The organism is Verrucosispora sp. WMMD573, assembly GCF_027497175.1.
In the GTDB taxonomy this organism is placed as follows: Bacteria; Actinomycetota; Actinomycetes; order Mycobacteriales; family Micromonosporaceae; genus Micromonospora.
In genome coordinates this window covers 6,255,021-6,280,459 of the sequence record NZ_CP114901.1, presented here as the reverse complement: position 1 = coordinate 6,280,459, position 25,439 = coordinate 6,255,021, and the positions used below count along the sequence as shown (strand labels likewise).

22 protein-coding genes are annotated in these 25,439 nt (G+C 71.9%); 8 read left to right on the top strand and 14 right to left on the bottom strand.

The window, feature by feature from the left end; all coding sequences use genetic code 11:
- Positions 1 to 13: 13 nt before the first annotated feature.
- On the bottom strand, positions 14 to 937 hold the full coding sequence (locus tag O7601_RS28400; RefSeq protein WP_281564103.1) for an alpha/beta hydrolase: 924 nt from the start codon (positions 935 to 937) through the stop codon (positions 14 to 16).
- 148 nt (positions 938 to 1,085) lie between these two features.
- Here O7601_RS28400 and O7601_RS28395 point away from each other — a divergent pair, with 148 nt between their 5' ends.
- The gene (locus O7601_RS28395; protein ID WP_281564102.1) at positions 1,086 to 1,742 is read left to right on the top strand and encodes a carbonic anhydrase; all 657 of its coding nucleotides are present in this window, start codon (positions 1,086 to 1,088) and stop codon (positions 1,740 to 1,742) included.
- A 77-nt stretch (positions 1,743 to 1,819) separates the two neighbouring features.
- Here O7601_RS28395 and O7601_RS28390 read toward each other — a convergent pair whose 3' ends face one another.
- Positions 1,820 to 2,149: a hypothetical protein gene (locus O7601_RS28390; RefSeq protein WP_281564101.1), complete on the bottom strand. Its 330-nt coding sequence runs from the start codon at positions 2,147 to 2,149 to the stop codon at positions 1,820 to 1,822.
- A 305-nt stretch (positions 2,150 to 2,454) separates the two neighbouring features.
- On the opposite strand from O7601_RS28390, the gene O7601_RS28385 reads away from it, so the two are divergent.
- Both O7601_RS28385 and O7601_RS28380 read left to right on the top strand, forming a co-directional pair.
- Positions 2,455 to 2,946 (top strand): DUF3145 domain-containing protein, encoded by a 492-nt coding sequence (locus tag O7601_RS28385; protein ID WP_210940138.1) that lies wholly within the window; start codon positions 2,455 to 2,457, stop codon positions 2,944 to 2,946.
- A gap of 51 nt (positions 2,947 to 2,997) precedes the next feature.
- Complete coding sequence (locus tag O7601_RS28380) at positions 2,998 to 4,731, top strand: glycoside hydrolase family 3 N-terminal domain-containing protein (RefSeq protein WP_281564100.1); 1,734 nt, start codon at positions 2,998 to 3,000, stop codon at positions 4,729 to 4,731.
- 110 nt (positions 4,732 to 4,841) lie between these two features.
- On the opposite strand, the gene fabF is transcribed toward O7601_RS28380, so the two are convergent.
- From fabF to O7601_RS28355, 5 genes are all read right to left on the bottom strand, one after another.
- On the bottom strand, positions 4,842 to 6,068 hold the full coding sequence (gene fabF, locus O7601_RS28375) for a beta-ketoacyl-ACP synthase II (protein ID WP_281564099.1): 1,227 nt from the start codon (positions 6,066 to 6,068) through the stop codon (positions 4,842 to 4,844).
- A gap of 2 nt (positions 6,069 to 6,070) precedes the next feature.
- Entirely contained in the window at positions 6,071 to 6,310 is a 240-nt protein-coding gene (locus O7601_RS28370) for an acyl carrier protein (protein ID WP_007072348.1), read from the bottom strand.
- Between the two features lie 83 nt (positions 6,311 to 6,393).
- Positions 6,394 to 7,338, bottom strand: coding sequence for a beta-ketoacyl-ACP synthase III (locus O7601_RS28365; RefSeq protein ID WP_281564098.1), 945 nt, complete (start codon positions 7,336 to 7,338; stop codon positions 6,394 to 6,396).
- Positions 7,335 to 8,315, bottom strand: coding sequence for an ACP S-malonyltransferase (locus O7601_RS28360; RefSeq protein ID WP_281564097.1), 981 nt, complete (start codon positions 8,313 to 8,315; stop codon positions 7,335 to 7,337). The genes O7601_RS28365 and O7601_RS28360 overlap by 4 nt, the downstream gene beginning before the upstream one ends.
- 78 nt (positions 8,316 to 8,393) lie before the next feature.
- A complete protein-coding gene (locus O7601_RS28355; RefSeq protein ID WP_281564096.1) occupies positions 8,394 to 9,698 on the bottom strand; it encodes a helix-turn-helix domain-containing protein in 1,305 nt (434 codons plus the stop codon).
- Between the two features lie 111 nt (positions 9,699 to 9,809).
- On the opposite strand from O7601_RS28355, the gene O7601_RS28350 reads away from it, so the two are divergent.
- Positions 9,810 to 10,172, top strand: coding sequence for a hypothetical protein (locus O7601_RS28350; RefSeq protein WP_281564095.1), 363 nt, complete (start codon positions 9,810 to 9,812; stop codon positions 10,170 to 10,172).
- A gap of 74 nt (positions 10,173 to 10,246) precedes the next feature.
- Here the strand turns inward: O7601_RS28350 and O7601_RS28345 are convergent, their stop codons facing one another.
- From O7601_RS28345 to O7601_RS28330, 4 genes are all read right to left on the bottom strand, one after another.
- Positions 10,247 to 10,894, bottom strand: a complete 648-nt coding sequence (locus O7601_RS28345) for a hypothetical protein (RefSeq protein ID WP_281564094.1) — start codon at positions 10,892 to 10,894, stop codon at positions 10,247 to 10,249.
- Between the two features lie 326 nt (positions 10,895 to 11,220).
- The gene (gene gltX / locus O7601_RS28340; RefSeq protein ID WP_281564093.1) at positions 11,221 to 12,630 is read right to left on the bottom strand and encodes a glutamate--tRNA ligase; all 1,410 of its coding nucleotides are present in this window, start codon (positions 12,628 to 12,630) and stop codon (positions 11,221 to 11,223) included.
- A 50-nt stretch (positions 12,631 to 12,680) separates the two neighbouring features.
- The gene (locus tag O7601_RS28335; protein WP_281564092.1) at positions 12,681 to 13,952 is read right to left on the bottom strand and encodes an MFS transporter; all 1,272 of its coding nucleotides are present in this window, start codon (positions 13,950 to 13,952) and stop codon (positions 12,681 to 12,683) included.
- A complete protein-coding gene (locus O7601_RS28330; protein WP_281564091.1) occupies positions 13,949 to 15,295 on the bottom strand; it encodes a GH1 family beta-glucosidase in 1,347 nt (448 codons plus the stop codon). The genes O7601_RS28335 and O7601_RS28330 overlap by 4 nt, the downstream gene beginning before the upstream one ends.
- Before the next feature lie 186 nt (positions 15,296 to 15,481).
- Between O7601_RS28330 and O7601_RS28325 the strand changes: the two genes are divergently transcribed.
- Positions 15,482 to 15,928, top strand: coding sequence for an SRPBCC family protein (locus O7601_RS28325; protein WP_093401307.1), 447 nt, complete (start codon positions 15,482 to 15,484; stop codon positions 15,926 to 15,928).
- Between the two features lie 95 nt (positions 15,929 to 16,023).
- Here O7601_RS28325 and O7601_RS28320 read toward each other — a convergent pair whose 3' ends face one another.
- From O7601_RS28320 to aceE, 3 genes are all read right to left on the bottom strand, one after another.
- Complete coding sequence (locus tag O7601_RS28320; RefSeq protein WP_281564090.1) at positions 16,024 to 16,950, bottom strand: hypothetical protein; 927 nt, start codon at positions 16,948 to 16,950, stop codon at positions 16,024 to 16,026.
- Positions 16,947 to 18,236 carry a choice-of-anchor B family protein gene (locus O7601_RS28315; RefSeq protein ID WP_281564089.1) on the bottom strand — a complete coding sequence of 430 codons (1,290 nt, stop codon included), beginning with the start codon at positions 18,234 to 18,236 and terminating at the stop codon, positions 16,947 to 16,949. Before O7601_RS28315 ends, O7601_RS28320 begins: the two co-directional genes overlap by 4 nt.
- A 353-nt stretch (positions 18,237 to 18,589) precedes the next feature.
- Positions 18,590 to 21,334, bottom strand: a complete 2,745-nt coding sequence (aceE, locus tag O7601_RS28310) for a pyruvate dehydrogenase (acetyl-transferring), homodimeric type (protein WP_348650223.1) — start codon at positions 21,332 to 21,334, stop codon at positions 18,590 to 18,592.
- 197 nt (positions 21,335 to 21,531) lie between these two features.
- On the opposite strand from aceE, the gene O7601_RS28305 reads away from it, so the two are divergent.
- From O7601_RS28305 to O7601_RS28295, 3 genes are all read left to right on the top strand, one after another.
- On the top strand, positions 21,532 to 21,936 hold the full coding sequence (locus O7601_RS28305) for a secondary thiamine-phosphate synthase enzyme YjbQ (protein ID WP_281564088.1): 405 nt from the start codon (positions 21,532 to 21,534) through the stop codon (positions 21,934 to 21,936).
- Between the two features lie 125 nt (positions 21,937 to 22,061).
- On the top strand, positions 22,062 to 22,553 hold the full coding sequence (locus O7601_RS28300; RefSeq protein ID WP_281564087.1) for a MarR family winged helix-turn-helix transcriptional regulator: 492 nt from the start codon (positions 22,062 to 22,064) through the stop codon (positions 22,551 to 22,553).
- 139 nt (positions 22,554 to 22,692) lie between these two features.
- Positions 22,693 to 25,365, top strand: a complete 2,673-nt coding sequence (locus O7601_RS28295; protein WP_348650278.1) for a transketolase C-terminal domain-containing protein — start codon at positions 22,693 to 22,695, stop codon at positions 25,363 to 25,365.
- Positions 25,366 to 25,439 lie beyond the last annotated feature (74 nt).

Here is a 25,439-nt window from a genome sequence, read left to right as displayed (position 1 = left end):
GGGCGGGGCACCGTCAGGGGCGGACGTGCTGTCGGGCCGGGAGGTCATCCAGGACCCGGCGCAACACGCCGGCCAGGGCGGCGTTGACCTCCTCGGGCCGCTCCATCATCAGCATGTGCCCGGCACCGGGACAGACGGTCAGCTCGGTGGCGGGCAACGCGGCGGCGATCGACTCCGCGCACGGCGGCGGGGTGAGCCGGTCCCGGTCGCCGACCAGCGCCGCCGCCGGCAGGTGAGCCAGCGCGGTGAGCGTGGCCAGCCGGTGCTGGGTGCCGATGGAGGCGCGGAACCCGCCGATCGACCGCAGCGAGGCCCGGGCCACCGCCGAGGTGACCAGCCGGATGTCCGTGGCGTCGCAACGGTCCCCGAACAGCATCCACCGGATGCTCGGGCGGAGCGCGCGCAGCAGGGCTCGGGGCGGTCGCCAGGCGCCACAGCGGGCGAGAACCCCGGCGCCGGTGGTTTCCGCAAGTCGGATGATCCGGGCGATTCGGGGAGAGAGGCCGTAGACGGTGTGGGTGTGCCCCTCGGCCGTGGTGGAGACGAAGACCAGACCGGCGGTGCGTCGGGAGAAGTGGTCCGGGTGGCGGTGCGCGTACTCCATGATCGTCATGCCGCCCATCGAGTGACCGACCAACACCACCGGACCGGTGGGCGCCACCGCGTCCAGCACCGCGGCCAGGTCGTCGCCCAACTGGGCCAGCGTGGCCGTGGGCAGCGCCATGCAGCTGGACCGGCCGTGTCCACGCGCGTCGTAGGTGACCACCCGGACCGAACCGAACGTCTCGCGGAGGGCGGTCAGCTGCCGGTGCCAACTGCGCCCGTCCAGGGTCCAGCCGTGCAGCAGCACGGCGGTCACCTCGGCGTCGGTCGGGCCGGCGGTCTCCACGTGCAGGCGTACGTCGTCGCCCAGCCGTACCTCGGTCGGCTCCGGCATCGCCACCTCCCCACGGCGCACGGATGCGTAACACCGGGGATACCCGGTGGTAACACCGGCTACCCGTCATGACAACACGCCAACCGGGGTGTTGAGAAGATCTCGTCGATCGGCTCCGCCCGGGCGACGGCCCGGCCAGGCTGAGGACATGGCAACCACGGAGGGCGTACCCGCCGGCTCCGCGCTGGCCGGTCAGGCCCGTGCGGGCACGCCACGCGCGGCTCTGGCCGAGTTGCTCGCCGGCAACCGGCGCTTCGTCAGCGGACAGCCGGTGCACGGTCACGACGTGACCGCGGCGGCCGCGACCGCCTCCGGCGACCAGCAGCCGTACGCCGTGGTGCTGGGCTGCATCGACTCGCGGGTGCCGTTGGAGGCGATCTTCGACCAGACCTTCGGCTCGATCTGTGTCATCCGCACGGCAGGGCAGGTGCTGGACCGGGCGGTGCTGGGCTCGATCGAGTACGTGGTCGAGGTGTTGGGCGTGCCGCTGGTGATGGTGCTGGGCCACGAGCGGTGTGGCGCGGTGCAGGCGACCGCGGAGTCGCTGCGTACCGGCCGGCGTCCGGGTGGCGCGTTGGCCCATCTGGTCGACCGGATCGCGCCGGCGGTCACCGAGGCGGGGCTGGACGAACCGAACCTGCTGCCCCTCGCGGTCCGCCGGCACGTGGTCCGTACCGTGGCCGCGCTGCGCGCCGACCCGAGGCTGGCGCCGCCGGTCGCCACCGGCCGGGTCGCCGTCACCGGCGCCGTCTACGACCTTGGCACCGGCGAGGTCGCCCTGCTGGACCCGCCGGAACGGGCGTGAGACGGCGAACGCCCGCCGGGCGAGACCCGACGGGCGTTCACAGGTGGTACGGAGAGGGCACCGTGGCCCTCGGCCGATCAGGCCTCGAAGACGCCGGCCTCGACCAGGCGCTTCTCGGTGGCGTCCCAGCCGTCGCCCGGGTGGGCGGCGTTGAGACCGTTGAGCTCGGCGCGGATCTTGGCGGCGTGACCGGCGGCGGCCAGCACCCGGATCTCCTCGACGAAAGCCTCGGAGTCGGTGCGCAGGTGCGCCGTCTTGCCGTTGGTGAGGTTCCGCACGTAGGCGTGCTTGCCGCCGTTGAGCGGGATGACGTACTTGAACTCGCCCAGCACGCTGAGGGCGCCACCCTGGCCAGCCTGGCCGGCCCGGACTGACGCGCGCGCGGTCTTAGAGGTGTTGCTCGCCACGGAGGTACTCCTTGCAAGACGTACGGAGGACGGAACGTCCGGGGGCTGTTGCGGGCGCCGTGGAAGGCGAGACCCGCGGAGGCTTACGCGGCACAGGCCGCCGATGGAACTGTACACGACCCACGATGCCGGCTGGTCATCGCGGCGTCACGAGGTGGAACCCCGATCACCTGTCCGGGTATTCCGGGCGGCGGATTTTCCGATTCCCTGGCGTACCATCCGTCACAGCAGTCATCATGTGTTCCACAAGCCCGGATCGGGCGAGGTCGTAGGGGAAGACGCACCTCGCACTCCGGGAGGTCACCGTGCCAACGCGTGGCGTCGTATACGTCCACTCGACCCCGCTCGCCGTGTGCTCGCACGTCGAGTGGGCGATCGCGCGCGTCCTCGCCGCGCCGGTCAACCTGCAGTGGACGGCTCAGCCCGTCGATCCCGGCGCCCGCCGGGCCGAGTGCGGGTGGTCCGGTAGCCCGGGAACGGGCGCCGAGTTGGCCGCTGCCCTCCGGCAGTGGCCCATGATCCGTTTCGAGGTCACCGAGGAGCCCAGTCCCGGGGTCGACGGCGAGCGCTTCATGCACGTGCCGGGCCGGGGCCTGTTCCGGGCGACCGTGGGCGCCGCCGGGGACATTCAGCTCGGCGAGGATCGGCTGCGCAGCATCATGGCCGGCGCACGGGCGCCGGAGGCCCTGGCGCACGCCCTCGACAAGGCGCTCGGCACCGCGTGGGACGCCGAACTGGAGCCGTACCGCCACGCCGGGGACGGCGCACCGGTGACCCTGCTCACCCGGGTCGGCTGACCGGGCGCGTGGGCAGAGGTCAAGTTGCCCGGTACGCGGTGAACTGGTGGGATGGTCCGCGTGTCGACTACCCCTCGGCGCGTCGCCACCGCGCTCGTCCTGGTGACCGCGCTGCTAGTCGCCGGCTGTTCCGAGGCCGGCCAACGCCCCTCGGCGGGCCCCGCCTCGACCCCGGTCACGGAGCCCGCGCCGCCGTCGAGCGCCCCACCCGAGGACCCGGCCACCCGGGCCGCCGCCCTCGTCGCCGAACTCGCCGACGAGGACCTGGTCGGCCAGGTGCTGATGCCGTACGCGTACGGCGACCACGCGACGAAGGTGTCGACCGGTTCGGCGGCCGGTAACCGGGCGCTGGCCGGAGTGGACACACCCGCCGACATGGTCGAGAAGTACCGCCTGGGCGGGCTGATCCTGGTGGGCTTCAGCGCGGACGATCCCACCCAGGGCAACCAGGAGACCACGAACGTCGACAACCCGAAGCAGGTCCGCAGGCTCACCACCGGGCTGCGCGAGGCCGCCGGGCGGCTGCCTGCCGGCGCGGCACCCTTCCTGATCGGCACCGACCAGGAGTACGGAGTGGTCACCCGGATCACCGACGGGGTCACCATGTTGCCGAGCGCGCTCGGCGCCGGCGCCGCCGGTGACCCGGACCTGACCGAGGCCGCGTGGCGGGCCGCCGGCACCGAGCTGACCGCCATGGGCATCAACGTCGACTTCGCGCCGGTGGCCGACGTGCTGGTGACCCGCAGCACCGTGATCGGGTCCCGCTCGTTCGGCGCGGATCCCCAGCAGGCGGCCGACCAGGTCGGCGGCGCGGTACGCGGGTTGCAGAGCGCCGGAGTGGCCGCGACCCTCAAGCACTTTCCGGGCCACGGCCACAGCGCCGTCGACTCGCACAAGGATCTGCCCCAACTGGCCCAGTCCCGCAGCAAGCTGGCAGCCGAGGCGTGGCCGCCGTTCACCGCCGGCATCGAGGCCGGCGCGCTCGCCGTGATGTCCGCCCACCTCGACGTGCGCTCGATCGACCCGGGGGTGGCCGCCACGTTCTCGTACAAGCTGCTCACCGAGGTGCTGCGTGGGGAACTCGGCTTCCAGGGTGTGGTGATCACCGATGGGATGAACATGCCGCCGGCCCGGCGCTTTCCGCCCGGTGAGGCGGCGGTGCGGGCGCTGAAGGCCGGCAACGACCTGATCCTCATGCCGCCGCACGTCGGCCAGGCGTACGAGGGGCTGCTGACCGCGTTGCGCGACGGCACGCTGCCCCGCAGCCGGCTGGTCGAGGCGGCCACCCGCGTGCTGACCATGAAGTTCACCCTGGGCGACCGATCCGCACCGGAGTTGTCCGTGCTGAGCGCACCGGCGCACCGCGAGGCGGTCGACGCGCTGGCCGCCGGCGCGGTGTCCGTGCTGCGCGGCCGGTGCGACACCACCGGCGTCGGTGGTCCGGTGACCGTCACCTCGTCGGGCGGGCGGGCGCACACCCGGGCGGTGTTGACCGAGGCGCTGACCTCGGCCGGCGTGAAGGTGGTGCCCAGCGGTGGCACCGTCGTGCATCTGGTCGGCTACGGCGACGGCTCGCAGGACCTGCGGGCCGACGCGGCGGTCACGGTCGCTATGGACACCCCGTACGTGCTGGCCAAGGCGAAGTCGGCCACGCTGCTGGCCACCTACTCGTCGAGCCGAGCCTCGATGACCGCGCTGGCCGAGGTGCTTGCCGGCAAGGCCCGCCCGACGGGCCGCTCCCCGGTCAAGGTCCCCGGCCTACCCCCCACCACCTGCCCAGCCTGACCCCACCCGCGCTCCTGCACAGTTGATCATGAGGTTAGCGGCAATAGTTGATCTTCAAACTGCCGCTAACCTCATGATCAGCAAGGGCTGAGGGGGGTGAGGGGGGCGGCTCAGGGGCGGGTGAAGACGAGTGCCACGTTGTGACCGCCGAAGCCGAACGAGTTGTTCAGCGCGGCGGGCACGTCCATGTGCCGTGCCTTGTTGGCCGCCACCTCCAGGGTGAGACCGTCGTCCGGGTCGTCCAGGTTGATCGTCGGCGGCACCACGCTGTCGCGGATCGTCAGGATGGTGGCGATCGACTCCAGCGCGCCGGCCGCGCCGAGCAGGTGACCGGACATGGACTTGGTGGCGGTGAGCACCGGGTGGTCGCCCAACGCGGTCCGCAACGCGGTGATTTCCGCCAGGTCGCCCACCGGGGTCGAGGTGGCGTGCGCGTTGACGTGGACGATGTCGGACTTCGCCACGTCCGCGTCGGAGATCGCCTTCGCGATCGCCCGGATCGCGCCGGCACCCTCCGGGTGCGGCTGGACGATGTCGAAGCCGTCGGAGGTGATGCCAGCCCCGGCGAGCCTCGCGTACACCCGGGCACCCCGGGCGGCGGCGTGGTCGGCGCGCTCCAGCACGACGACGCCCGCGCCCTCGCCGAGCACGAAGCCGTCGCGGCCCTTGTCCCACGGTCGGGAGGCCCGCTCCGGCTCGTCGTTGCGGGTCGACATCGCCCGCATCGAGGAGAAGCCGGCGATCGGCAGCGGGTGGATGACCGCCTCGGTGCCGCCGGCCACCACCACGTCGGCGCGGCCGGCACGGATCATGTCCAGGCCGAGCGCGATCGCCTCCGCGCCGGTGGCGCAGGCGCTGGCCACCGAGTGCACGCCCGCACGGGCGCCCAACTCCAGGCCGACCCAGGCGGCCGGGCCGTTCGGCATCAGCATCGGGATGGTGTGCGGGGAGACCCGCCGTGGACCGGACGCCTCCAGGATGTCGTCCTGGGCGAGCAGGGTCAGCGCCCCACCGATGCCCGAGCCGACGCTCACCCCGAGCCGCTCCGGGTCGAGCCCGGAGTCGGCCAGGCCGGAGTCCGACCATGCCTGATGGGCGGCGATCAGCGCGATCGCCTCGGAACGGTCCAACCGGCGCAGCTTCACCCGGTCCAACAGGCCGGCCGGATCGACCGCGAGTTGGGCGGCGATCCGGACCGGCAGTTGCGCGGCCCACTCCTGGGCGAGCGGACTCACCCCGGAGCGGCCGGCGAGCATGGCGTCCCAGGTCGACGCGACGTCCCCGCCCAGCGGGGTGGTCGCGCCGAGCCCGGTGACGACGACGTCGATGCGACTCATGATCAGGACTGCGCCTCGATGTAGCTCACGGCGTCCCCGACGGTCTTGAGGTTCTGCACCTCGTTGTCAGGGATCTTGACGCCGAACTTCTCCTCGGCGGCGACCACGACCTCCACCATGGAGAGCGAGTCGACGTCCAGGTCGTCGGTGAAGGACTTCCCCTCGGCCACGTCGTCCGGGTTCACCCCGGCAACCTCTTCGAGGATCTCGGCGAGGCCGGCGGTGATCTCGTCACGGGTCATTGCGGTTGGTTCCTCTCATCGGGTTCTCTCGACGGGGCGGCGACGCCACCCGTCGCTCCTCGGCGCCGCGCGCCGTGGGGGTATCAGGGGCAGCGGACAACCTGACCGGCGTAGGTCAGGCCGCCACCGAAGCCGAACAGCAGCACCGGTGCGCCCGAGGGCACCTCGCGACGCTCCACCAGCTTGGACAGGGCCAGCGGAATGCTGGCCGCGGAGGTGTTGCCGGATTCGACGATGTCCTTCGCGATGATCGCCTGGCCGATGTTCAGCCGCTTCGCGATGCCGTCGATGATCCGTGCGTTGGCCTGATGCGGGACGAAGGCGGCCAGCTCCGACGGGTCGACACCGGCCCGTTCGCACGCCTGTAGGGCGAGCGGTGCCAGCGCCGTGGTGGCCCAGCGGAAGACCGTCTGACCCTCCTGGGCGACGTACGGCCGCCAACCCTCGATGCGTACCGCGTCGCCGCGCTCCGGCACCGAGCCCCACACCACCGGGCCGACCCCCGCCGGCTCGTCCTCGGGGGCGGCGGTGACCACGGCCGCGCCCGCGCCGTCGCCGAAGATGATGCAGGTGGATCGGTCGGTCCAGTCGGTGAAGTCGGACAGCTTCTCCGCGCCGATCACCAGGGCGTTGCGGGACGCGCCCGCGCGGATCGCGTGGTCGACCGTGCCCAGCGCGTACGCGAAGCCGGAGCAGGCGGTGTTCACGTCGTACGCCCCGGGAACGTTGATCCCCAGTTTGGCGGCCACCCGACAGGCCACGTTCGGGCTGCGGTCGATCGAGGTGCAGGTGGCGACCACGATTAGGTCGATGTCGGCGGCGGTCAGGCCGGAGTTCGCCAGGGCCTTGTCCGCCGCGGCGGCGGCCATGTCGGCGACCGTCTCGTCACCGGCGATCCGGCGGGTCGCGATGCCGACCCGGTCCCGGATCCACTCGTCGCTGGTCTCCACCAGTTGGGCGATCTCGTCGTTGGTCACCACCCGGGACGGCTGGTAGTGCCCGAGGGACAGGATCCGGCTGCCCGTCATGACGAGGCCTCCCCAGCGTCGGTGTTGTCGCGAGACGTGTGCGGACTGGTTCCGTTGACCGTGCCGTGCCGGGCGATGAGCTCCTGGGCGGCGGGCAGGTCGTCCGGGGTCTTCAAGGTGACGATCTCCGGCGCGCCGGCACCGGCAAGCTCGCGCTTGACCAGGCCGGCGAGCGTGCCGGCGGGCGGCAGCTCGATCACGCCGGTCACGCCGAGACCGGCGAGAGTGGCCATGCACAGGTCCCAGCGGACCGGGGCGGTGACCTGGCGGACCAGCCGTTCGAGCAGCTCGCGGCCGTTGTCGACAGCTGTCCCGTCGAGGTTGGACAGCAGGATGCGGTCCGGATCGCTCGGGGTGATCCCGGCGGCGACGGTGGCCAGCGCCGCCTCCGCCGGAGCCATGTACGGGGTGTGGAACGCGCCGGCCACCTGCAACCGGACGACCCGGACCCGCTCCGGTGGCTCCGCGGCCAGCTTCTCCAGCCCGTCGAGCGCGCCGGCGGCGACGACCTGGCCCTTGCCGTTGCGGTTGGCGGGGTGCAGCCCGTGCGCGCTGATCGCGGCGGTCACCTCGTCGGCGTCGCCACCGAGCACGGCGACCATGCCGGTCGGCTCCAGCGCGCAGGCGGCGGCCATCTCCCGGCCGCGTACGCCGGCGAGGGTGATCGCCGCCTCCGCCGGTAGCGCCCCGGCCAGCGCAGCCGCGCCGAGTTCACCGACGCTGTGCCCGGCGGTCACCGCGACCTGGCGCATCGGCAGCTGCGCGGCGGCGAGTAGCGCGGCGGCGACCAGCAGCGGCTGGGTGCGCGCGGTGTCCCGGATCTCGTCGGCGTCGGCGGTGGTGCCGAGGTGCACCAGATCGACGCCGGCCAGCTCGGACCAGGAGCGCAGTCGAGCCTCGGCGTCGGGCAGGTCGAGCCAGGGGGTCAGAAAGCCGGGTTTCTGGGAACCCTGGCCGGGGCAGAGTACGGCGAGCACGTCTATGACTCTCCTGGATACCCATGGGTTGCGCTGTGCCGGCTGGCACCAAACCGCACTAGGTCAGTTGGAGGGATCCTACAAAGACTGACGCTGGTCATCACCATGCTGTGATCTTTTACTGACTGGTGGGGCCAATGTCTGGGTCGGTACCACCGGATCGAGCCGGCCGACCGTCAGCGCGACCCGCAACGCGAAGGCGTCCCGGGGCGCCAGGGGGCTGAAACCGGTCACCTCGGAGATCCGCCGCAGCCGGTAGCGCACCGTGTTCGGGTGCACGTACAGCGCCCGGGCAGCGCTCTCCAGCGTGCCACCGGCGGCGAAGAAGGCGTCCAACGTCTCCAGCAGCTCACCGCCCGCGCGGACCAGCACCGCGTACACGTCGTGGCGCAGCCGCCGACGGGCCTCGGCGTCGCCCGCCAGGGCCCGCTCGGGCAGCAAATCACCGGCGTGCACCGGGCGCGGCGCCGCCGGCCAGGCCGGGGCGGCCCGGTATCCGGCCAACGCCGCCCGGGCCGACTCGGTCGCCTCGTCCAGGCTCGGCACCGCCGGACCGACCACCACCGGTCCGTCGCCGAAGGCGGTGAGCAGCTTGCCGGTCGCCGCGACCGGGTCCGCCGCCCCGCCGAGCACGATCACCAGGCGGTCGCCGTGCACGCCGCCGATCACCTCGACCCCGATCCGTCGAGCCTGCCGATAGACGGTGTGCAGAACCGCGGCGACCTCGCCGCCGGGGGAGGGACCGACCGCGACCGCCACCGGTGGCGCGTCGGTCCAGCCGAGCGCGGCGGCGCGGCTGGCCAGCACGTCCGGCGAGTCGCCGCGCAGCAGCGCGTCCACCAACAGGGCCTGCAACCGGGCGTCCCAGGAACCGCGCGACTCGGCGGCCCGGGCGTAGACCCGGGCGGCGGCGAAGGCGATCTCCCGGGAATACCGCAGCACCGCCTCCCGTAACTGCGGCTCCTCGCCCGGGGCGGCGAGGTCGCTGACCTGCTCCTCGACCACGTCGATGGTCACCTTGATCAGGGCGACGGTCTGCTGGAGGGTGATCGAGCGGGCCAGCGCCTGCGGCGCGGTGGCGAACACCTCGTCGGAAACCTCCTGGGTGCCCTCGGCGGCCCCGCCGCCGGAGCGCAACCACTGGACCAGTGAGCGGGCGCCGGCCTGGGCCACCAGCATCACCCAGGAGCGCTGATCGGCCGGTAGTTCCCGGAACCAGGGCAGGGTCTCGTCCATCCGGACCACGCTCGCGGTGGCCAGCGCACCGGCCGCCCGCTCGATCCGGCGCAGCGTGGCTGACAGGTCCGTGCCCCCCGACTCGCTCACCCGCCTAGCCTGACATGCGCTGACCTGGCCCTCGACGGCAGGCGTCGGCAACGGCACCGCCGGCGGGTCAACCGGTACGCGCTGCGCGGCCGGTCAGAACCGGCCAGTACGGTGACAGGGCACGTCGGGTGGGCGCCGGCGGGTGAGGGCGAGCGTGAGGAGACGCCGATGGCGTACGGGGAGGCCGACCACGGCTGTGCCCAGGGGGAGCCGTGCCGACCGGGCCCGCACGAGCAGCCGGCCCTCGCCAAGCACCACCGTCGGCAGCCCGGCCTGGCGCATCCGGTCGAGCCGGGCACCGGTCGGATGGCGGAACGTCCCGAGGACGATCCGGCCGCCGGCCGGCGCGGTGGCGAGCCACCGGTGCCCCGCCAGCGCGCCATCGAGCCGTCCACGGCCGCGCAGAGTGACCCGACCGCTGGCGGGTGCCGCAGTGACCTGCCCGGCTGGGCCGGTGCGCACCGGCACGGTCCGGTTCGCCCAGCCCACCGCAGCCTGCGGCGGGAACGCCCGCCGGGTCGTTGGTGCTGAGCGGCCGGGTAGGCAAGCCAGGCTGCTGCGGCGCGTCCGCCCGGCGGACCACGAGCCCGCGCCGGGAGGTGGCGTCAGCGGGTGCGGCGACGGATCAGTAGGGCGATCCCGGCGAGCCCGAGGGTGATCACCAGCACCACCGCGACGTTGAGCAGGAGCAGGCGGCGCAGCTCGCTGAACGCCTCGTTGATGTCCTGCGCGGGGTTGAGCGCGTCCTCCGGAATGATGCGCTCACCCCCGCCGGCACCCCCGCTGACCGCCTCGTAGGTCCGTTCCAGCGGCACACCGGCGGTGCGCAACGTCTCGGACATGCTGACCCGTCCGAGGTACCAGGCCGCGCTGACCTTCCGGTCGGGCTGCTTCGCCGGGCGGTACACGCGCGGCCCGCCGACCGCCTTCGGGTACAGGTCGTAGGTCTGCTTCGGAGCGTCACCGGCCAGCACCAGGACCGTGTACTTCGGACCGAGGTCGTCCTTCTTCGGGCCGCCGGACTGGCGGACCAGGCCCTTGTGGTTGACCTGCTCGATGACGGCGACGACATGGCTGGGGTGGGTGTCGGCGCGCAGGCGCAACGGCTCGGCCAGCCCGTGCCCGGTGATGTCCACCCCGGCCGGTGGCGTCTTCGGTGCCGCCCCGGCCGCCTCGGCAGAGGTGAGCGACAGCAGCAGCGCCGCCACCGCACCTGCCGTCGCCCCGGCCAGTCGCCTCATCCGTCGGACCATGCCGCCTCCTCGCCCCGTTCGATGGGTGGCCGTGCTGCAGGGGTCACACACGTTGGAAGGCCGACGGTGGTGACCGTGCCCACAGGACAGGTACCCACTCAAAGACTCCGCGGAACGCCGATCGGTTGCAGCTGATGGAACACTAATTGGAACTATCTGCGATTGCGACTCGATGAACGACCAGCCGCGACGCAGTGGGCGGATTTTAGCTTTGCGGAGGCCATGATGGGGGGCAGGGTAGCGCGTTCGACACGTTCCTGGGCAGTGGTGTTGGGCGTGGCGTTCGGCGTGTCTGAGCGCGGACGGCCCGGCGGGTCCGCCGCGAGTCAGACCAGGCGGACCCGGGCCGCGCGCATCCGGGTCAGGGCGCGCTCGCGCCCGAGCACCTCCAACGACTCGAACAGCGGCAAGCCGACGGTACGGCCGGTGACCGCGACGCGCACCGGCGCCTGGGCCTTGCCGAGCTTGAGGCCGCGCTCCGCGCCGACCGCCTCCAGCGTCGCCTTGAGCGTCTCCGCGTCCCACGAATCGACCGCCTCGAAGGCGGCGATGGCCGCGTCGAGCAGCTCCGCCGACCCCTCCTTCATCGCCTTCGTCCAGGCCGCCTCGTCGATCAACGGGGACTCGACGAAGAGGAAGTCGACGTTCGGCACGATCTCGCTGAGCACCGCGATGCGGGTCTGCGCCAACGGGGCGACCGCGGCGAACACAGCCGGGTCGAACTCGGCCGGCTGCCAGGGCGGCGGCGCGATGGTGCCGGTGCCGGTCAGCCAGGGCTGGCACGCCTCGACGAACTCCGCCACGGGCAGCGCCCGGATGTACTCGCCGTTGAACGCGCGCAGCTTCTTCTCGTCGAAGAACGCGGGAGACGGGTTGACCTCCGTCAGCCGGAACTCGTCCTCGATGACCGACCAGGGCACGATCTCCCGGTCACCGGAGGGTGCCCAACCGAGCAGCATCAGGTAGTTGCGCATGGCCTCGGCGAGGTACCCCTCGTCGCGGTACGCCTCCAGGGCGACCTTGTCACGGCGCTTGGAGAGCTTCTGCCGCTTCTCGTTGACCACCACCGGCACGTGCGCCCAGATCGGTGGCTTCACCCCGAGCGCGTCCCAGAGCAACTGCTGTTTCGGGGTGTTCGGCAGGTGCTCCTCGGCCCGGATCACGTGCGTGATCCCCATCGTCATGTCGTCCACGACGTTGGCCAGCAGGAAGACCGGAGAGCCGTCCCCCCGGGCGATGACGAAGTCCTCGATGAGCTTGTTCTCGAAGGTCGGCTCGCCCCGGATCAGGTCGGTCACCACCGTGGCGCCCTCGTCGGGGGTGCGGAAGCGCAGCGCCCGGCCCTCACCGGGCGACAGCGCCCGGTCGCGGCAGTAGCCGTCGTAACCGGTGTACTGGTTGCCGGTGCGGGCCTGCACGGCCTCGCGGGTGCAGTCGCAGTAGTACGCCCGACCCGCCTCGTACAGCCGCCGCGCGGCGGCCCGGTGCTCACCGGCGTACGACGACTGGAAGTAGGGCCCCTCGTAGCTGCCCCGTTCGATGCCGATCCAGTCCAGCGCGGAGAGGATGCCCTCGGTCCACTCCGGCTTGTTGCGGGCTGCGTCGGTGTCCTCGATGCGCAGCACGAACACCCCGCCCTGCTGCCTGGCGTAGATCCAGTTCTGGAGTGCCGAACGGGCACCGCCGACATGGAACATACCGGTCGGGGAAGGGGCGAAGCGCACACGTACCGTCACGACCTCCAGCCTACGGCGACGCGCTACCGCATTCGGCCAAGGGGTACGCCTCAGGGCACCGAGCGGATCCTCAGGACCAGGACGCTGCCGAGCAGGGTCACCGCGGCGGTGGTCGCGTAGAGCGCCGGATATCCGCCCAGGTGCACCACGATCGGGGCGGAGACGGCCGGACCGAGCACCTGGGGCGCGGAGTTGGCAATGTTGATCACACCGAGATCCTTGGCCCGGTCGGTGGCCCTCGGTAGCACCTGGGTGATCAGCGCGGCGTCGACCGACAGGTACACCCCGTAGCCGGCGCCGAGGACCAGCGCGGCGACCACCGCCACCGGCCAGGTGGGGGCGGCGGCCAGCAGCAGCGCCGCCGCGGCCATCACCACGCCCGCGGCGATCACGAAGACCTTCCGCCGGCCGGAGCGGTCCGAAAGCCGTCCGGCGATGACGGTGGTGGTCATCAACCCGGCGGTGTAGAGCAGGATCAGCACCAGCAACCCGCCCTCGGGGTCGGCGATGCGGACCTCGTCGGTGAGGAAGTAGAGCAGGTAGAGGGTGCCGAAGGCGTTGCCGAGCTGGACCAGGAACCGGGTGATCCAGGCCCAGCCGAAGTCCGGGTACCGGCGCGGTGAGACCCACATCCCGGCGAGCAGGCCGCGCAGCGCCGGCCGGTGCGTGCGGGGCAGCGGGTCGTCGGTGGTGCGCAGCGCGAACGGCAGGGCGAGCAGCAGGACGGCGGCGGCGACGGCCAGGTAGCCGGCGGTGTTGCCGGTGACCAGGACGGTGACCAGGACGACGCCGAGGACCAGCCCCAGCGCCTGCGGGATGCCGACCCAGCCGGAGACGCCGCCCCGCTGCGCGACCGGAACCCGGTCCGGCACCGCGGCGGTCAGGCTGGCCAGCATCGCGTTGAAGCAGACCTGCGCGGCCACCCAGCCGACGGTCACCCCGAGCACGGTGCGGGCCTGAGCCAGCAGGGCCAGCGCCAGCGCGCCGAGCACCGCCCCGCCGAGGGTCCAGACGTGCCGACGGCCGAACTCCCACCGGCCCAGTCGCAGGCAGGTGCGGTCCGACAGGGCACCGGCGAGCGGATTGGCTAGCACCGCCGCGAGGGCGCCGAAGCCGGTGACCACGGCCAGCATGGTCTCCTTCTCCGTCGGTGCGATCTGCCCGATCTGCTGCGGCAGCAGCACCTGGATCGGGGTGAAAAAGGCCATCCAGACGCCGAGGTTGGCGGCGAACAGTAACGCGATCCATCCGCGTCGGACCGGCACGGTCGGCTCGGCGAGCGCGGCCGGCAGCGAGGCCGGCGTGGGGTCGACGGTGGTCACCGAGGTTCCCGCCGGGCGGTCGCGATGACCTCGCGCAGCCAGGCGTACGAGGATTTGGGCGTGCGCTGCCCGGTGTCGAAGTCCACGTGCACCAGGCCGAATCGCTTGGTGAAGCCCTCGGCCCACTCCCAGTTGTCCAGCAGCGACCAGACGAAGTAGCCGGTCACGTCGACCCCGTCGTCGATGGCGGCTCGGACGGCCCGCAGGTGGCCGTCCAGGTAGGTGATCCGGTCCGGGTCGGGCACCTGCCCGTCGGCGTCGGGCGCGTCGTCGTAGGCGCAGCCACTCTCGGTGACCTGGATCGGCGGCAGCGCCAGGCCGTAGCGGTCACGCAGCCAGCCGAGCAGCTCACGCAGTCCCTCCGGGACCACCGGCCAGTCGAAGGCGGTACGCGGATAGCCGGTGAGCGGCACCAGCTCGAAGGGCAGCGGCGATCCCTCCTCGGGGGCGCGTACCGCGGTGGGGTTGTAGTAGTTGACGCCGAGCACGTCGATCGGCGCGGCGATCACGTCCAGGTCGCCGTCACGGACCACGGCGGTGTCGAAGTCCAGTTCCGCCGGGTACCCGCGACCGAGCAGCGGGTCGGTGAAGAGCCGGTTGTGCAGGGCGTCGTAGGTCGCTGCCGCGGCGGCGTCGGCGCGGCTGCCCCCGACGACGCGCACCGGGGAGTAGTTGTTGGCGATGGCCACCGGGCTGGTGCTGCGGGCACGCAACGCGGCGACCGCGAGCCCGTGGCCGAGCAACTGGTGGTGGGCGACCGGGAAGGCGTCGAAGAGCAGCATCCGACCGGGGGCGTGGACGCCGGTGGCGTGCCCGAGGCTCATGTGGATGAAGGGTTCGTTGAGGGTGATCCAGAGTCGGACCCGGTCGCCGAGGCGGGCGGCCACCACGTCCGCGTACTCGGCGAACCGGTGCGCGGTGTCCCGGTTCAGCCAACCCCCGGCGTCCTCCAACGGCTGGGGCAGGTCCCAGTGGAACAGGGTGGCGACCGGATCGATGCCGTGCGCGAGCAACTCGTCGACCAGCCGCTCGTAGAAGTCCAGCCCCGCGGGATTGACCGGGCCGGTGCCGCTGGGCAGCACCCGGGGCCAGGCGATCGAGAAGCGGTACGCGCCGACCCCCAGCCCGGCCATCAGGGCGACATCCTCGGCGTACCGGTGGTAGTGGTCGCAGGCCACGTCGCCGCTGCTGCCGTCGATGATCCGGCCGGCGGTGTGGGCGAAGGAGTCCCAGATGGACGGTCCACGTCCGTCGGTGCCGGTGGCGCCCTCGATCTGGTACGCGGAGGTGGAGACGCCCCAGCGGAAGCCGGCGGGGAACTCGGGAATCGGTGCGGTCAGCATGCGCCCTCCCGGTAAATGCGAGATGTGCTCGGAACTCTAGGGGGCGGCCGGACCGGACGCCATAGGTCTCCGGGCGGCGAAGAGCAATACCTTTCGGCGTGTCTTTTACGAACCCGTCCATATACGTCCGTTTTTGCGCATAGAGTGCCGAATATTGTGGGATGTCCTCACTGGAGGAAGACGGAAATGATCCTCGTGGAACGCAGCGCGCACGTGGCGGCGCCGGTGGAAGCGGTCTGGGACGTGGTGCAGCGGGCCGAGCAGTTGCCGGCCTGGCTGGCCGGGGTCCGTGCGGCCGAGGTCCTCTCGGGGGAGGGCTTCGGTCGGCGGCAGCTGGTCCAGGCCGGACGCGGTGCCGCGCATGAGGCCGAGGTGATCGCCTATCAGGAGCCGACCCTGATCGGCTGGCGCGAACGCGCCAAGGGCGCCGGTGCCCGAGCGGAGGCGCGCACCGAGATATACGTCCAGCTCACACCCGACGAACAGGAGGGCGGCACGGTCGTGCGGCTCATCGTCGTACGCTGGCCGGCCGGCCCGGTCAAGGCCGCCCTGCTCCGGCTCGGCCTGCGTCGGGTCGGCGCCGACCTGGAGGACTCGCTGGCCCGGCTGACCGATCTGGCCGCCGTCGGCTGACGGGCCGCGTCCCGGCGTCACCCGCGAAGGTGGCGGCCCCGGTGTCCCCTCCAGGGGCACCCGGGCCGCCACCGCTCGTCGGTGCCGAGCGCGACTCACACGGTGACGGTGAACGCGGCGACGCGTACCTCGTCGAGGTGCCGGAACTCGAAGAACAGCCGATAGGTGCCGGCCGACGGCACGGTGACGCCGAACGCCACCACCGAGCTGGGCTGGCTGGCCGCCGCCGGATGCACGTGCAGGTAGGCCAGATCGCCCTGGCGTAGCGCCACCAGGTGCCCGTACGCGCCCAGGTGCCGTTGCAGGTCGTCGACCGGCCGCCCGTCGTGCCCGAGCCACACGAGCACCTGGTTGGACTCGCCCGCCCGCAGCCCACCGTCGAGGGTGACCGTGTAGCCGTCCACCAGGATCGTCTCCTCGGGTGGGGCCAGCGGACCGGCGGCGTACCGGCCGGGAACCGGCACGTCGACACCGAGCGTGACGCCCGCCGGTGCCCCCTGCGGCCAGAAGTCCGCGATGGCCCGCAGCGGGCCGGGCGCGGTCGGGGTGACCGTGACCCGCCAGGTGCCGTCGGCCGACATCTCCGGGTGTACGTGCTGGTAGCCGGAGAGGTCCCGACCGACCAGGATCAGGTGCATGCGGCGCTCGTGGTTCTCCTGAAAGGCAGTGAGCGCCGCGCTGGCCGCATCGGTGATCCGAAAGGCCAGCTCGCCCGGCCGGCCGGCGGTCAGGCTCGGCGTGTCCAGGGTCAGGGTCCAGCCGTCGCGGGACACCTCCAGCCCGCCCGGGCCGTGACCGAGGTGCGCGGTGGACGCTGTCTGCGGTGCCGGACCGGTGGCCGGCGCACCGGCGCGACCGGCGAAGAATCCGACGGCCAGAGTCAGGCTGAGCACCAGCGCGGCGGCGGCGTACCGCCACGCCGTGCCGCCCGGCGGCACCGGGTCGGGGCGGGGGCGCCCCGGCTGGGACGCCCCCTCGACCTGGCCGGCGGCCGTCGCCGGCCGATGGTCGGTGGTGGTCATGACAAGCGGGGCCGGAGCACGAACAGCCCCTGCTCGATGCCGCTGACCACCACGATGCCGCTCGGGTAGTACGGATAGGTGCTCCACGCCCCGTTCATCGAGGCGCTGTTGCTCGACGGGTAGATGTCGAAGAATCCCGCCTCGGTGGCCGAGCCGCTGGCTACGTTACGCAGGTCCAGGATGCGCAACCCGGCCCGGTAGTTGGCCTGGTAGCTGTAGCTGCCCTTGACGTACTGGTTGTGATCGGTGGCCTGCACCCCGGACGGGGCGCTGTAGGTGCCGATGTGCCGAGGTGCGTCCAGGTCGGCCAGGTCCCAGATGTAGGTCTGCGTCCGCACCCCCCGCCGGGTCTCGTCCAACTCGTCGTCGAGCAGGAAGTACCGCTGGTTGTCGGTGAACCAGCCCTGGTGGGTGTACGCCCGACCGGTGTAGCCGATGCGGGACAGCTGACGGGGCGCGGACTTGGTGGTCACGTCGACCACGGTCACCGTGTCCTCGTTGGAGCTGACGCAGATCTCCCGTCCGGTGTAGGTGGTGTCCGGACCCCGGTAGACCACGCACTGGGTGTCGTGGGTGTAGCCGTCGTTGCTGACGCAGCCGGCGTACACCGGTGACTTCGGGGTGCGGATGTCGACCATGTGCAGGCCGCCGCTGCAGGTGTTCGTGCCGACCGCGTACGCGTACCCGGTCTGCTCGTTGATGGCGATGTTGTGCGAGTTGCCGAACTGGCTGTAGTGCGTGTTGGCCGTCCAGGTCTGCGGCGTGGTGACGCCACGGAGCCGGGTCAGGTCGAACACCTGCATGCCGTGCCCGGAGACGTCCGCCACCACGTACGCGTGGTCCCGGTAGACCTTGATGTCCCGCCAGATCGCGGTGCGGTTCTGGTACGCGGGCAGGTTGCCCAGGTAGACCGGGGCGGTCGGGTTGGACACGTCCACGAACGAGGTGCCGTTGCGGCGACCGACCAGGGCGTACTCCTTGCCGGTCTGCGGGTCGGTCCAGCCCCAGATGTCGTTGGCCTGGCTGCCGCCGATGCTGGACAGTGGCATGAACGACAGCAGGTCCACGTTGCGGCAGGGGTAGCCCGCCGCCTGGCCGTTGGTGCAGGTCGCGGCAGCGGCCGCGACGAGTTGCTGAGTGGGTTCGCGCTGGGCCATGAACTCCTGGGCCGACGCGCGCCCGGCCGGGGTGGCCGGGTCGTGGGCCACCGAGGGTGAGCTCCCCGGGAGCATCGACACCACCAGGGCGCCGACGGCCAGGGCCAGACCGATCCGAACAGGTCGCATGTGCACTCCCTCCCGTCGCGCCGAAGCGTCGATAGCGTCCGGGCCGGCGGTGGGACGGCGCGACGGGATGGTCCACCGATTCGACCCAGTGCCCGCAAGGGCCGAACGCCTATCGACCATTCTGGATTAATACTGTTACAGGCGATAGCGCCATCCAATACCACCTGCGTCATACCACCCCCCACCCTGACCCCCACCCCAGCCCCTGTTGATCATGAGGTTGACGGTAGATGTTGATCTTCAAAGCGCCGCTAACCTCATGATCAACGAGGCTGGGGGGGAGGGGGTGGGAGGGGAAGGGAAGGGAAGGGCCCGGCGTGGGGTGCGCGCCGGGCCCTTCGGGATGGAACTGTTTAGCTGTCGCCGCCGGTCTCGCCGACCGGGGCGGCGTTGACGTCGTCGATCGCGTACTTCTTGGCCGCCTCGGCCGGCACGTGGGCCGGCACCGCCCCGCGCAGCGCGAGCTGCCGCAGCGTCGCGACCGCCACCGACTCGGCGTCGACGTGGAAGTGCCGCCGCAGCGCGTGCCGGGTGTCGGACAGCCCGAAGCCGTCGGTGCCCAGCGAGGTCCAGTCGCCCGGCACCCACCGGGAGATCAGGTCCGGCACCGCGCGCATCCAGTCGCTGACCGCGACCTTCGGGCCGTCGGCGTCGGCCAGCTTGCGCTGGATGTACGGCACCCGCTGTTCGGCGCCCGGGTGCAGGAGGTTGTACTCCTCGCACTCCACCGCGTCGCGGCGCAGCTCGGTCCACGAGGTGACCGACCAGACGTCGGCGGCCACCCCCCAGTCCTGCGCCAGCAACTGCTGCGCCTTGAGCGCCCACTGCATGCCGGTGCCGGAGGCCAGCAGGTTCGCCCGGGGGCCGTCCCCGTCCAGCGACGGGGCGGGGGAGTAGCGGTGGATGCCCTTGACGATGCCCTCGACGTCCACGCCGTCGGGTTCCGCCGGCTGGTGGATCGGCTCGTTGTAGACGGTGAGGTAGTAGAAGACGTTCTCCGGCTCCGCGCCGTACATCCGGTGCAGGCCGTTCTCCATGATGTGCGCGATCTCGAACGCGAACGCCGGATCGTACGCGACCACCGCCGGGTTGGTGGCGGCCAGCAGCAGGGAGTGCCCGTCCTCGTGTTGGAGCCCTTCACCGTTGAGCGTGGTGCGTCCGGCGGTGGCGCCGAGCACGAAGCCCCGGGCCATCTGGTCGGCGGCGGCCCAGAAGCCGTCACCGGTGCGCTGGAACCCGAACATCGAGTAGAAGATGTACATCGGGATCATCGGCTCGTCGTGGGTGGCGTACGACGTGCCGGCCGCGGTGAACGAGGCGACCGAGCCGGCCTCGTTGATCCCCTCGTGCAGAATCTGCCCGGCGGTCGACTCCTTGTACGACAGGAACAGCTCCCGGTCGACCGAGGTGTACCGCTGGCCGTGCGGCGAGTAGATCTTGGCGGTCGGGAAGATCGAGTCCAGGCCGAAGGTGCGTGCCTCGTCCGGGATGATCGGCACCCAGCGCCTGCCGAACTCCTTGTCCTTCATCAGGTCCTTGAGCAGGCGTACGAAGGCCATCGTGGTGGCCACCTTCTGCTTGCCCGAGCCGCGCTTGACGTCGGCGAAGCGTTCTGCGGCGGGAATGCCCAGCTTCTTGGTGCTGGTCCGCCGGGTGGGCAGGTAACCGCCGAGTTGCTTGCGCCGCTCGTGCAGGTACTGCATCTCGTCGGACTTGTCGTCTGGCCGCAGGTACGGCGGCAGGTAGGGGTTCTCCTCCAGCGCCGAGTCCGGGATGTCGAGATAGAGCCGGTCGCGGAAGGTCTTCAGGTCCTCCAGCGTCAGCTTCTTCATCTGGTGGGTGGCGTTGCGGCCCTCGAAGTGCGAGCCGAGCGTCCAGCCCTTGATCGTCTTGGCCAGGATCACGGTCGGCTGGCCGGTGTGCTCGGTCGCCGCCTTGTAGGCCGCGTAGAGCTTGCGGTAGTCGTGCCCGCCCCGTTTGAGGTTCCAGATCTCGTCGTCGGTCAGCCCCTCGACCATCTTGCGGGTGCGCGGGTCACGGCCGAAGAAGTGCTCCCGCACGTACGCCCCGGACTCCGCCTTGTAGGTCTGGTAGTCACCGTCGGGCGTGGTGTTCATCAGGTTGACCAGCGCGCCGTCGGTGTCGGCGGCGAGCAGCGGATCCCACTCCCGCCCCCAGACGACCTTGATCACGTTCCAGCCGGCGCCCCGGAAGAACGCCTCCAGCTCCTGCATGACCTTGCCGTTGCCGCGTACCGGCCCGTCCAGGCGTTGCAGGTTGCAGTTGATCACGAAGGTGAGGTTGTCCAGCTCCTCGCGGGCGGCCACCCCGATCGCGCCCAGGGTCTCCGGCTCGTCCATCTCGCCGTCGCCGAGGAAGGCCCAGACGTGCTGGTCGGAGGTGTCCTTGATGCCCCGGTGGTGCAGGTAGCGGTTGAACCGGGCCTGGTAGATGGCGTTCAGACCGCCCAGACCCATGGAGACCGTGGGGAACTCCCAGAAGTCCGGCATCAGCCGGGGGTGCGGGTACGAGGGCAGGCCGCCACCGGGGTGGGACAGCTCCTGCCGGAAGCCGTCCAGCTGGTTCTCGCTGAGCCGGCCCTCCAGGTACGCCCGCGCGTACATGCCGGGGGAGGCGTGCCCCTGGTAGAAGATGTGGTCGCCGCCACCCGGGTGGTCCTTGCCCCGGAAGAAGTGGTTGAAGCCGACCTCGTAGAGCGAGGCCGAGCTGGCGTAGGTCGAGATGTGGCCACCGACGCCGATCTCCGGTCGCTGCGCGCGGTGCACCAGCATCGCCGCGTTCCACCGCACGTACGCCCGGATCCGGCGCTCGACGTGCTCGTCGCCGGGGAACCACGGTTCGCGCTCCGGCGGAATGGTGTTGAGGTAGTCGGTGGTGGTCAGCGACGGCACGCCGACCTGACGCTCCCGGGCGCGCTCCAGCAGCCGCAGCATCACGTAGCGGGCTCGCTTGGTGCCACGGTCGTCGATGACACCGTCGAGCGACTCGACCCACTCGCTGGTTTCTTCGGGGTCGATGTCCGGAAGCTGGCTCGGCAGGCCGGCCGTGATCACCGGGCGCTTGCGTTCCGTAGCCACAGGCGTTCCCTCGGTTGTGTGTGGGATAGGTCTCTAGCGCCATCCTGCCCCGTCGTGGCACTCGGCGTCACGTCCACCCGGCCTAAGGGCGACGCTCGACACAGGTACCCACCAGTAACTTTGGCCGTCGACGGCGGTCCCGGCAGGCGCGCCGGTGGGTACCGGCGGGCCGCGGCCGGGTGAGGGAGAATGCGGGTGTGCGCAGTGAGCTGATCACCGTCCGGACCGGTTCCCGGCCGACCGTCCGGGACATCACGGCCGAGGCCGAACAGTTCGTCGCCGGCTCGGGCGACGGCCTGTTACACGTCTTCGTGCCGCACGCCACCGCCGGCCTGGCCATCATCGAGACCGGAGCGGGCTCGGACGACGACCTGCTCACCGCGTTGGATGCCGTGCTGCCCACCGACGGGCGCTGGCGACACCGGCACGGCTCACCGGGACACGGCCGCGATCACGTGCTGCCCGCCCTCGTCGCCCCGTACGCGACGCTGCCCGTGGTCGGTGGGCGGCTGGCCCTCGGCACCTGGCAGTCGATCTGCCTGGTCGACACCAACGGCGACAACCCCACCCGGCAGGTCCGGTTCTCCTTCCTGTCCGGCTGATCCCGTTCCCCTCGTCGCCGCACGATCGCCTCCCCAGGCGGAGCGGACCCGACGAACCTCTCCGCAGCTCGACACCCGTCCTCAGCTCGACGAGGTCACCGGGGCCCGCCACCTAGAATGTGACCATGTCACGGCCGATCATCGCCCCGGCCGGCCCCGAACCGGCCGACCGCGCCCGGCTGGCCGGCGACGCGGTACGCCGGATCATGCACGTCGCCGCCGCCCTGCGGCACCACCAGGATCTCGACATCGCCGCGCTGGGCCTGACCCCGGCCGTGGCCCGCGCGCTGTACCAGCTCGACCCGGACCGTCCGTTGCCCGCCCGCGAACTCGCCGACCAGCTGCGCTGCGACAGGTCCAACGTCACCGCTCTGGTCGACAAGCTGGAGCAGGCCGGGCTGGTCGAGCGCCGGGTCGACCCGACAGACCGGCGGCAGAAGACGTTGGTGGTGACCGACGCCGGCCGGCGGATGCGCCACCGGGTCCATCTCGTACTCTCCGACTCCCGGCTGCTGACCCCGCTCGACAACGAGGAACTCGCCGCCCTGCGTGATCTGGTGTGGAAGGTTTCCGACGGCGGCTGCCCGGAGGACTGCGTCGAAACCGGGCAGGCGTGAGAGACACTCGACTGTGCGAGGCGTGCCCCGGTCGGTAATGCTGTCGGACGTGACCACCCCGCAGGATCTCGACGACCGGTTCCGGGAGTCCCTGGCCGCCCTCGCCGCCCCGCCGCGCCGCGGCGACCCGACGCGGCCGGTGGCCCAGGACAGCACCCTGACCGGTGCCCAACTGCTGGACCTCTTCGACGCCCAGGTCACCAGCCGGCAACTCGATCTGGCCGGTCGCTGGCTGCGCAGCTTCGGCGAGGGCTACTACACGATCGGCTCCGCGGGGCACGAGGGCAATGCCGCGGTGGCGGCGGCCCTTCGGCCCACGGACCCCGCCCTGCTGCACTACCGCTCCGGCGCTTTCTACTGCGTCCGCGCCGCCCAGGCCGACCCGTCCACACCGACGCCGCCGCCGTCCGCGCCGCCTGTACCGTCCGCGCCGCCTGTGTCGGCTGTGCCGTCGTCCGCGCCGGCTGGGCCGTCGGGGCAGCCGTCCGCCCGGACCGCTGCGGAGGCGCGGGCCGGCCAGGCTACGGACGCCGCGGGTACCGGCGATTCCGCCGAGGCCGGCCCTGCCGACAGGTCCGGCGAGCCGCCCGCCTCGGACCTGCCGGCGACCGGCGGACGGGAAGCTGCCCCCGGAACGCCGGACGAGCCGGCGAGCGATCCGGTCGCGGGGGAGACCGATTCGTCGAGCGGGGCGGACCCGTCCGGCGGCGCGGGTCTGCCCACCGGCGCGGGCCCGTCCGGCGGTGGCTCCGACCCGACGGTGATCGACCAGAGCGACGGTGACCCCGCCGACCTGCTCCGGGCTGCCGACTCCGAGGGGATCCGGACGACGGGGGTCAAGCGGCCGGTGCCCCAGGTGTACGCCGAGGCGGCCCGGGACGTCCTGCGCGGCATGGTGGCCTCCAGCCAGGAGCCGATCGCCGGTGGCCGGCACAAGGTGTTCGGCCGCGCCGACCTCGCGGTGGTCCCGACGACCTCGACCATCGCCTCCCACCTGCCCCGCGCGGTCGGGATGGGTCTCGCTGTGGAACGGCTGCGTCGGCTGGACTCCCGAGGAGAAGCGAACCAACCCGGCGCGGAACCCGAGCCGACGCCCTGGGCGGCCGACGCCATCGTGGTCTGTTCCTTCGGAGACGCCTCAATCAACCACGCCAGCGCCACGGCCGCGTTCAACACCGCCGGCTGGTACGACCACACCGGCCTGCGCATCCCGGTGCTCTTCGTCTGCGAGGACAACGGGCTGGGCATCAGTGTCCGGTCGCCGCAGGGGTGGGTGGCGACGGCTCTGCGGTCCAAGCCCGGCATCCGGTACTTCGCCGCCGACGGCGTCGACCTGGTCGGCACCTACGAGGTGGCGGCCGAGGCGGCGGCCTGGGTACGCCGGCACCGACGTCCGGCCGTGCTGCATCTGACCACGGTCCGGCTGATGGGACACGCCGGTGCGGACGCCGAGAGCGCGTACCGCCCCGTATCGGAAATCACCGCCGACGTGGCCCGCGATCCGGTGGTGGCCACCGCCCGGCGGCTGGTAGATGCTGGCCTGGCCAGCGGGCCGGAACTGCTCGACCGCTACGACGAGATCGGCTGGCAGGTCCGCCGGATCGCCGAGGAGGTGCTCGACGAGCCGAAGCTGGCCGACGCCGCCGAGGTGATCGCGCCGCTGGCACCGCGCCGCCCGGTGCGGGTCGCCCTGGCGGTCGCCGACGCGGGCGCCCGCGCCGCCGGCCCCGACGCCGTACCCCGGGCGGAGGCGTTCGGCGGCAAGCCGCCGGAACTGGCCGGGCCGCTCACTCTCGCGCAGAGCATCAACGCGGCGCTCACCGACGGGCTGCTCAGCCATCCGCAGATGGCGGTTTTCGGTGAGGACGTCGCCGCCAAGGGCGGCGTCTACGGGGTGACCAAGGGACTGCGGGACCGGTTCGGTGTCGCCCGGGTGTTCGACACGCTGCTCGACGAGACCTCGATCCTCGGCCTCGGCCTCGGCGCGGGACTGGCCGGGATGCTGCCGGTGCCGGAGATCCAGTACCTGGCGTACCTGCACAACGCCGAGGACCAGCTGCGGGGCGAGGCGGCGACGATGCGCTTCTTCTCACGGGGAGCGCTGCGCAATCCGATGGTGGTGCGGGTGGCCGGGCTGGCGTACCAGGAGGGCTTCGGCGGACACTTCCACAACGACAACTCGGTGGCCGTACTGCGGGACGTGCCGGGCCTGGTGGTCGCCGTGCCGGCACGGCCGGACGACGCGGCGGCGATGCTGCGGACCTGCCTGGCGAGCGCGACCGTCGACGGCAGCGTCTGCGTTTTCCTGGAGCCGATCGCGCTCTACCACACCCGGGACCTCTACACCGACGGTGATGGTGAGTGGCTGGCCGATTACGCCGAGCCAGGGGCCTGGGCCGGCGGCCACGTGCCGGTGGGACGGGCGCGCGTGTACGGGGTCGGTTCGGCCGAGGACGTAACCATCATCACCTTCGGCAATGGCGTACGGATGTCGTTGCGGGCGGCGTCGGCGCTGGCCGACGAGGGGATCGGCGCCCGGGTCGTGGACCTGCGCTGGCTTGCGCCGCTGCCGGTGGCCGACCTCATCCGGGAGGCCGCCGCGACCGGCCGGGTGCTGGTGGTGGACGAGACACGCCGGTCCGGCGGGGTGGGTGAAGGGGTGATCGCTGCGCTGGTGGATGCCGGATATGTCGGGGCGGCACGCCGGGTGGCCGCGGTTGACTCTTTTGTGCCGCTGGGCCCGGCCGCCCGACAGGTGCTGGTATCCGAGGAGGCCATCACCCAGGGTGCCCGTACGCTGCTGGCACGGTAAATTTCGTTCCACCCGGTGCGCCACTTGCGCAGGAGGGCACAACTGTGTGGACTTTGCCTGACGGCGTCGAGTAG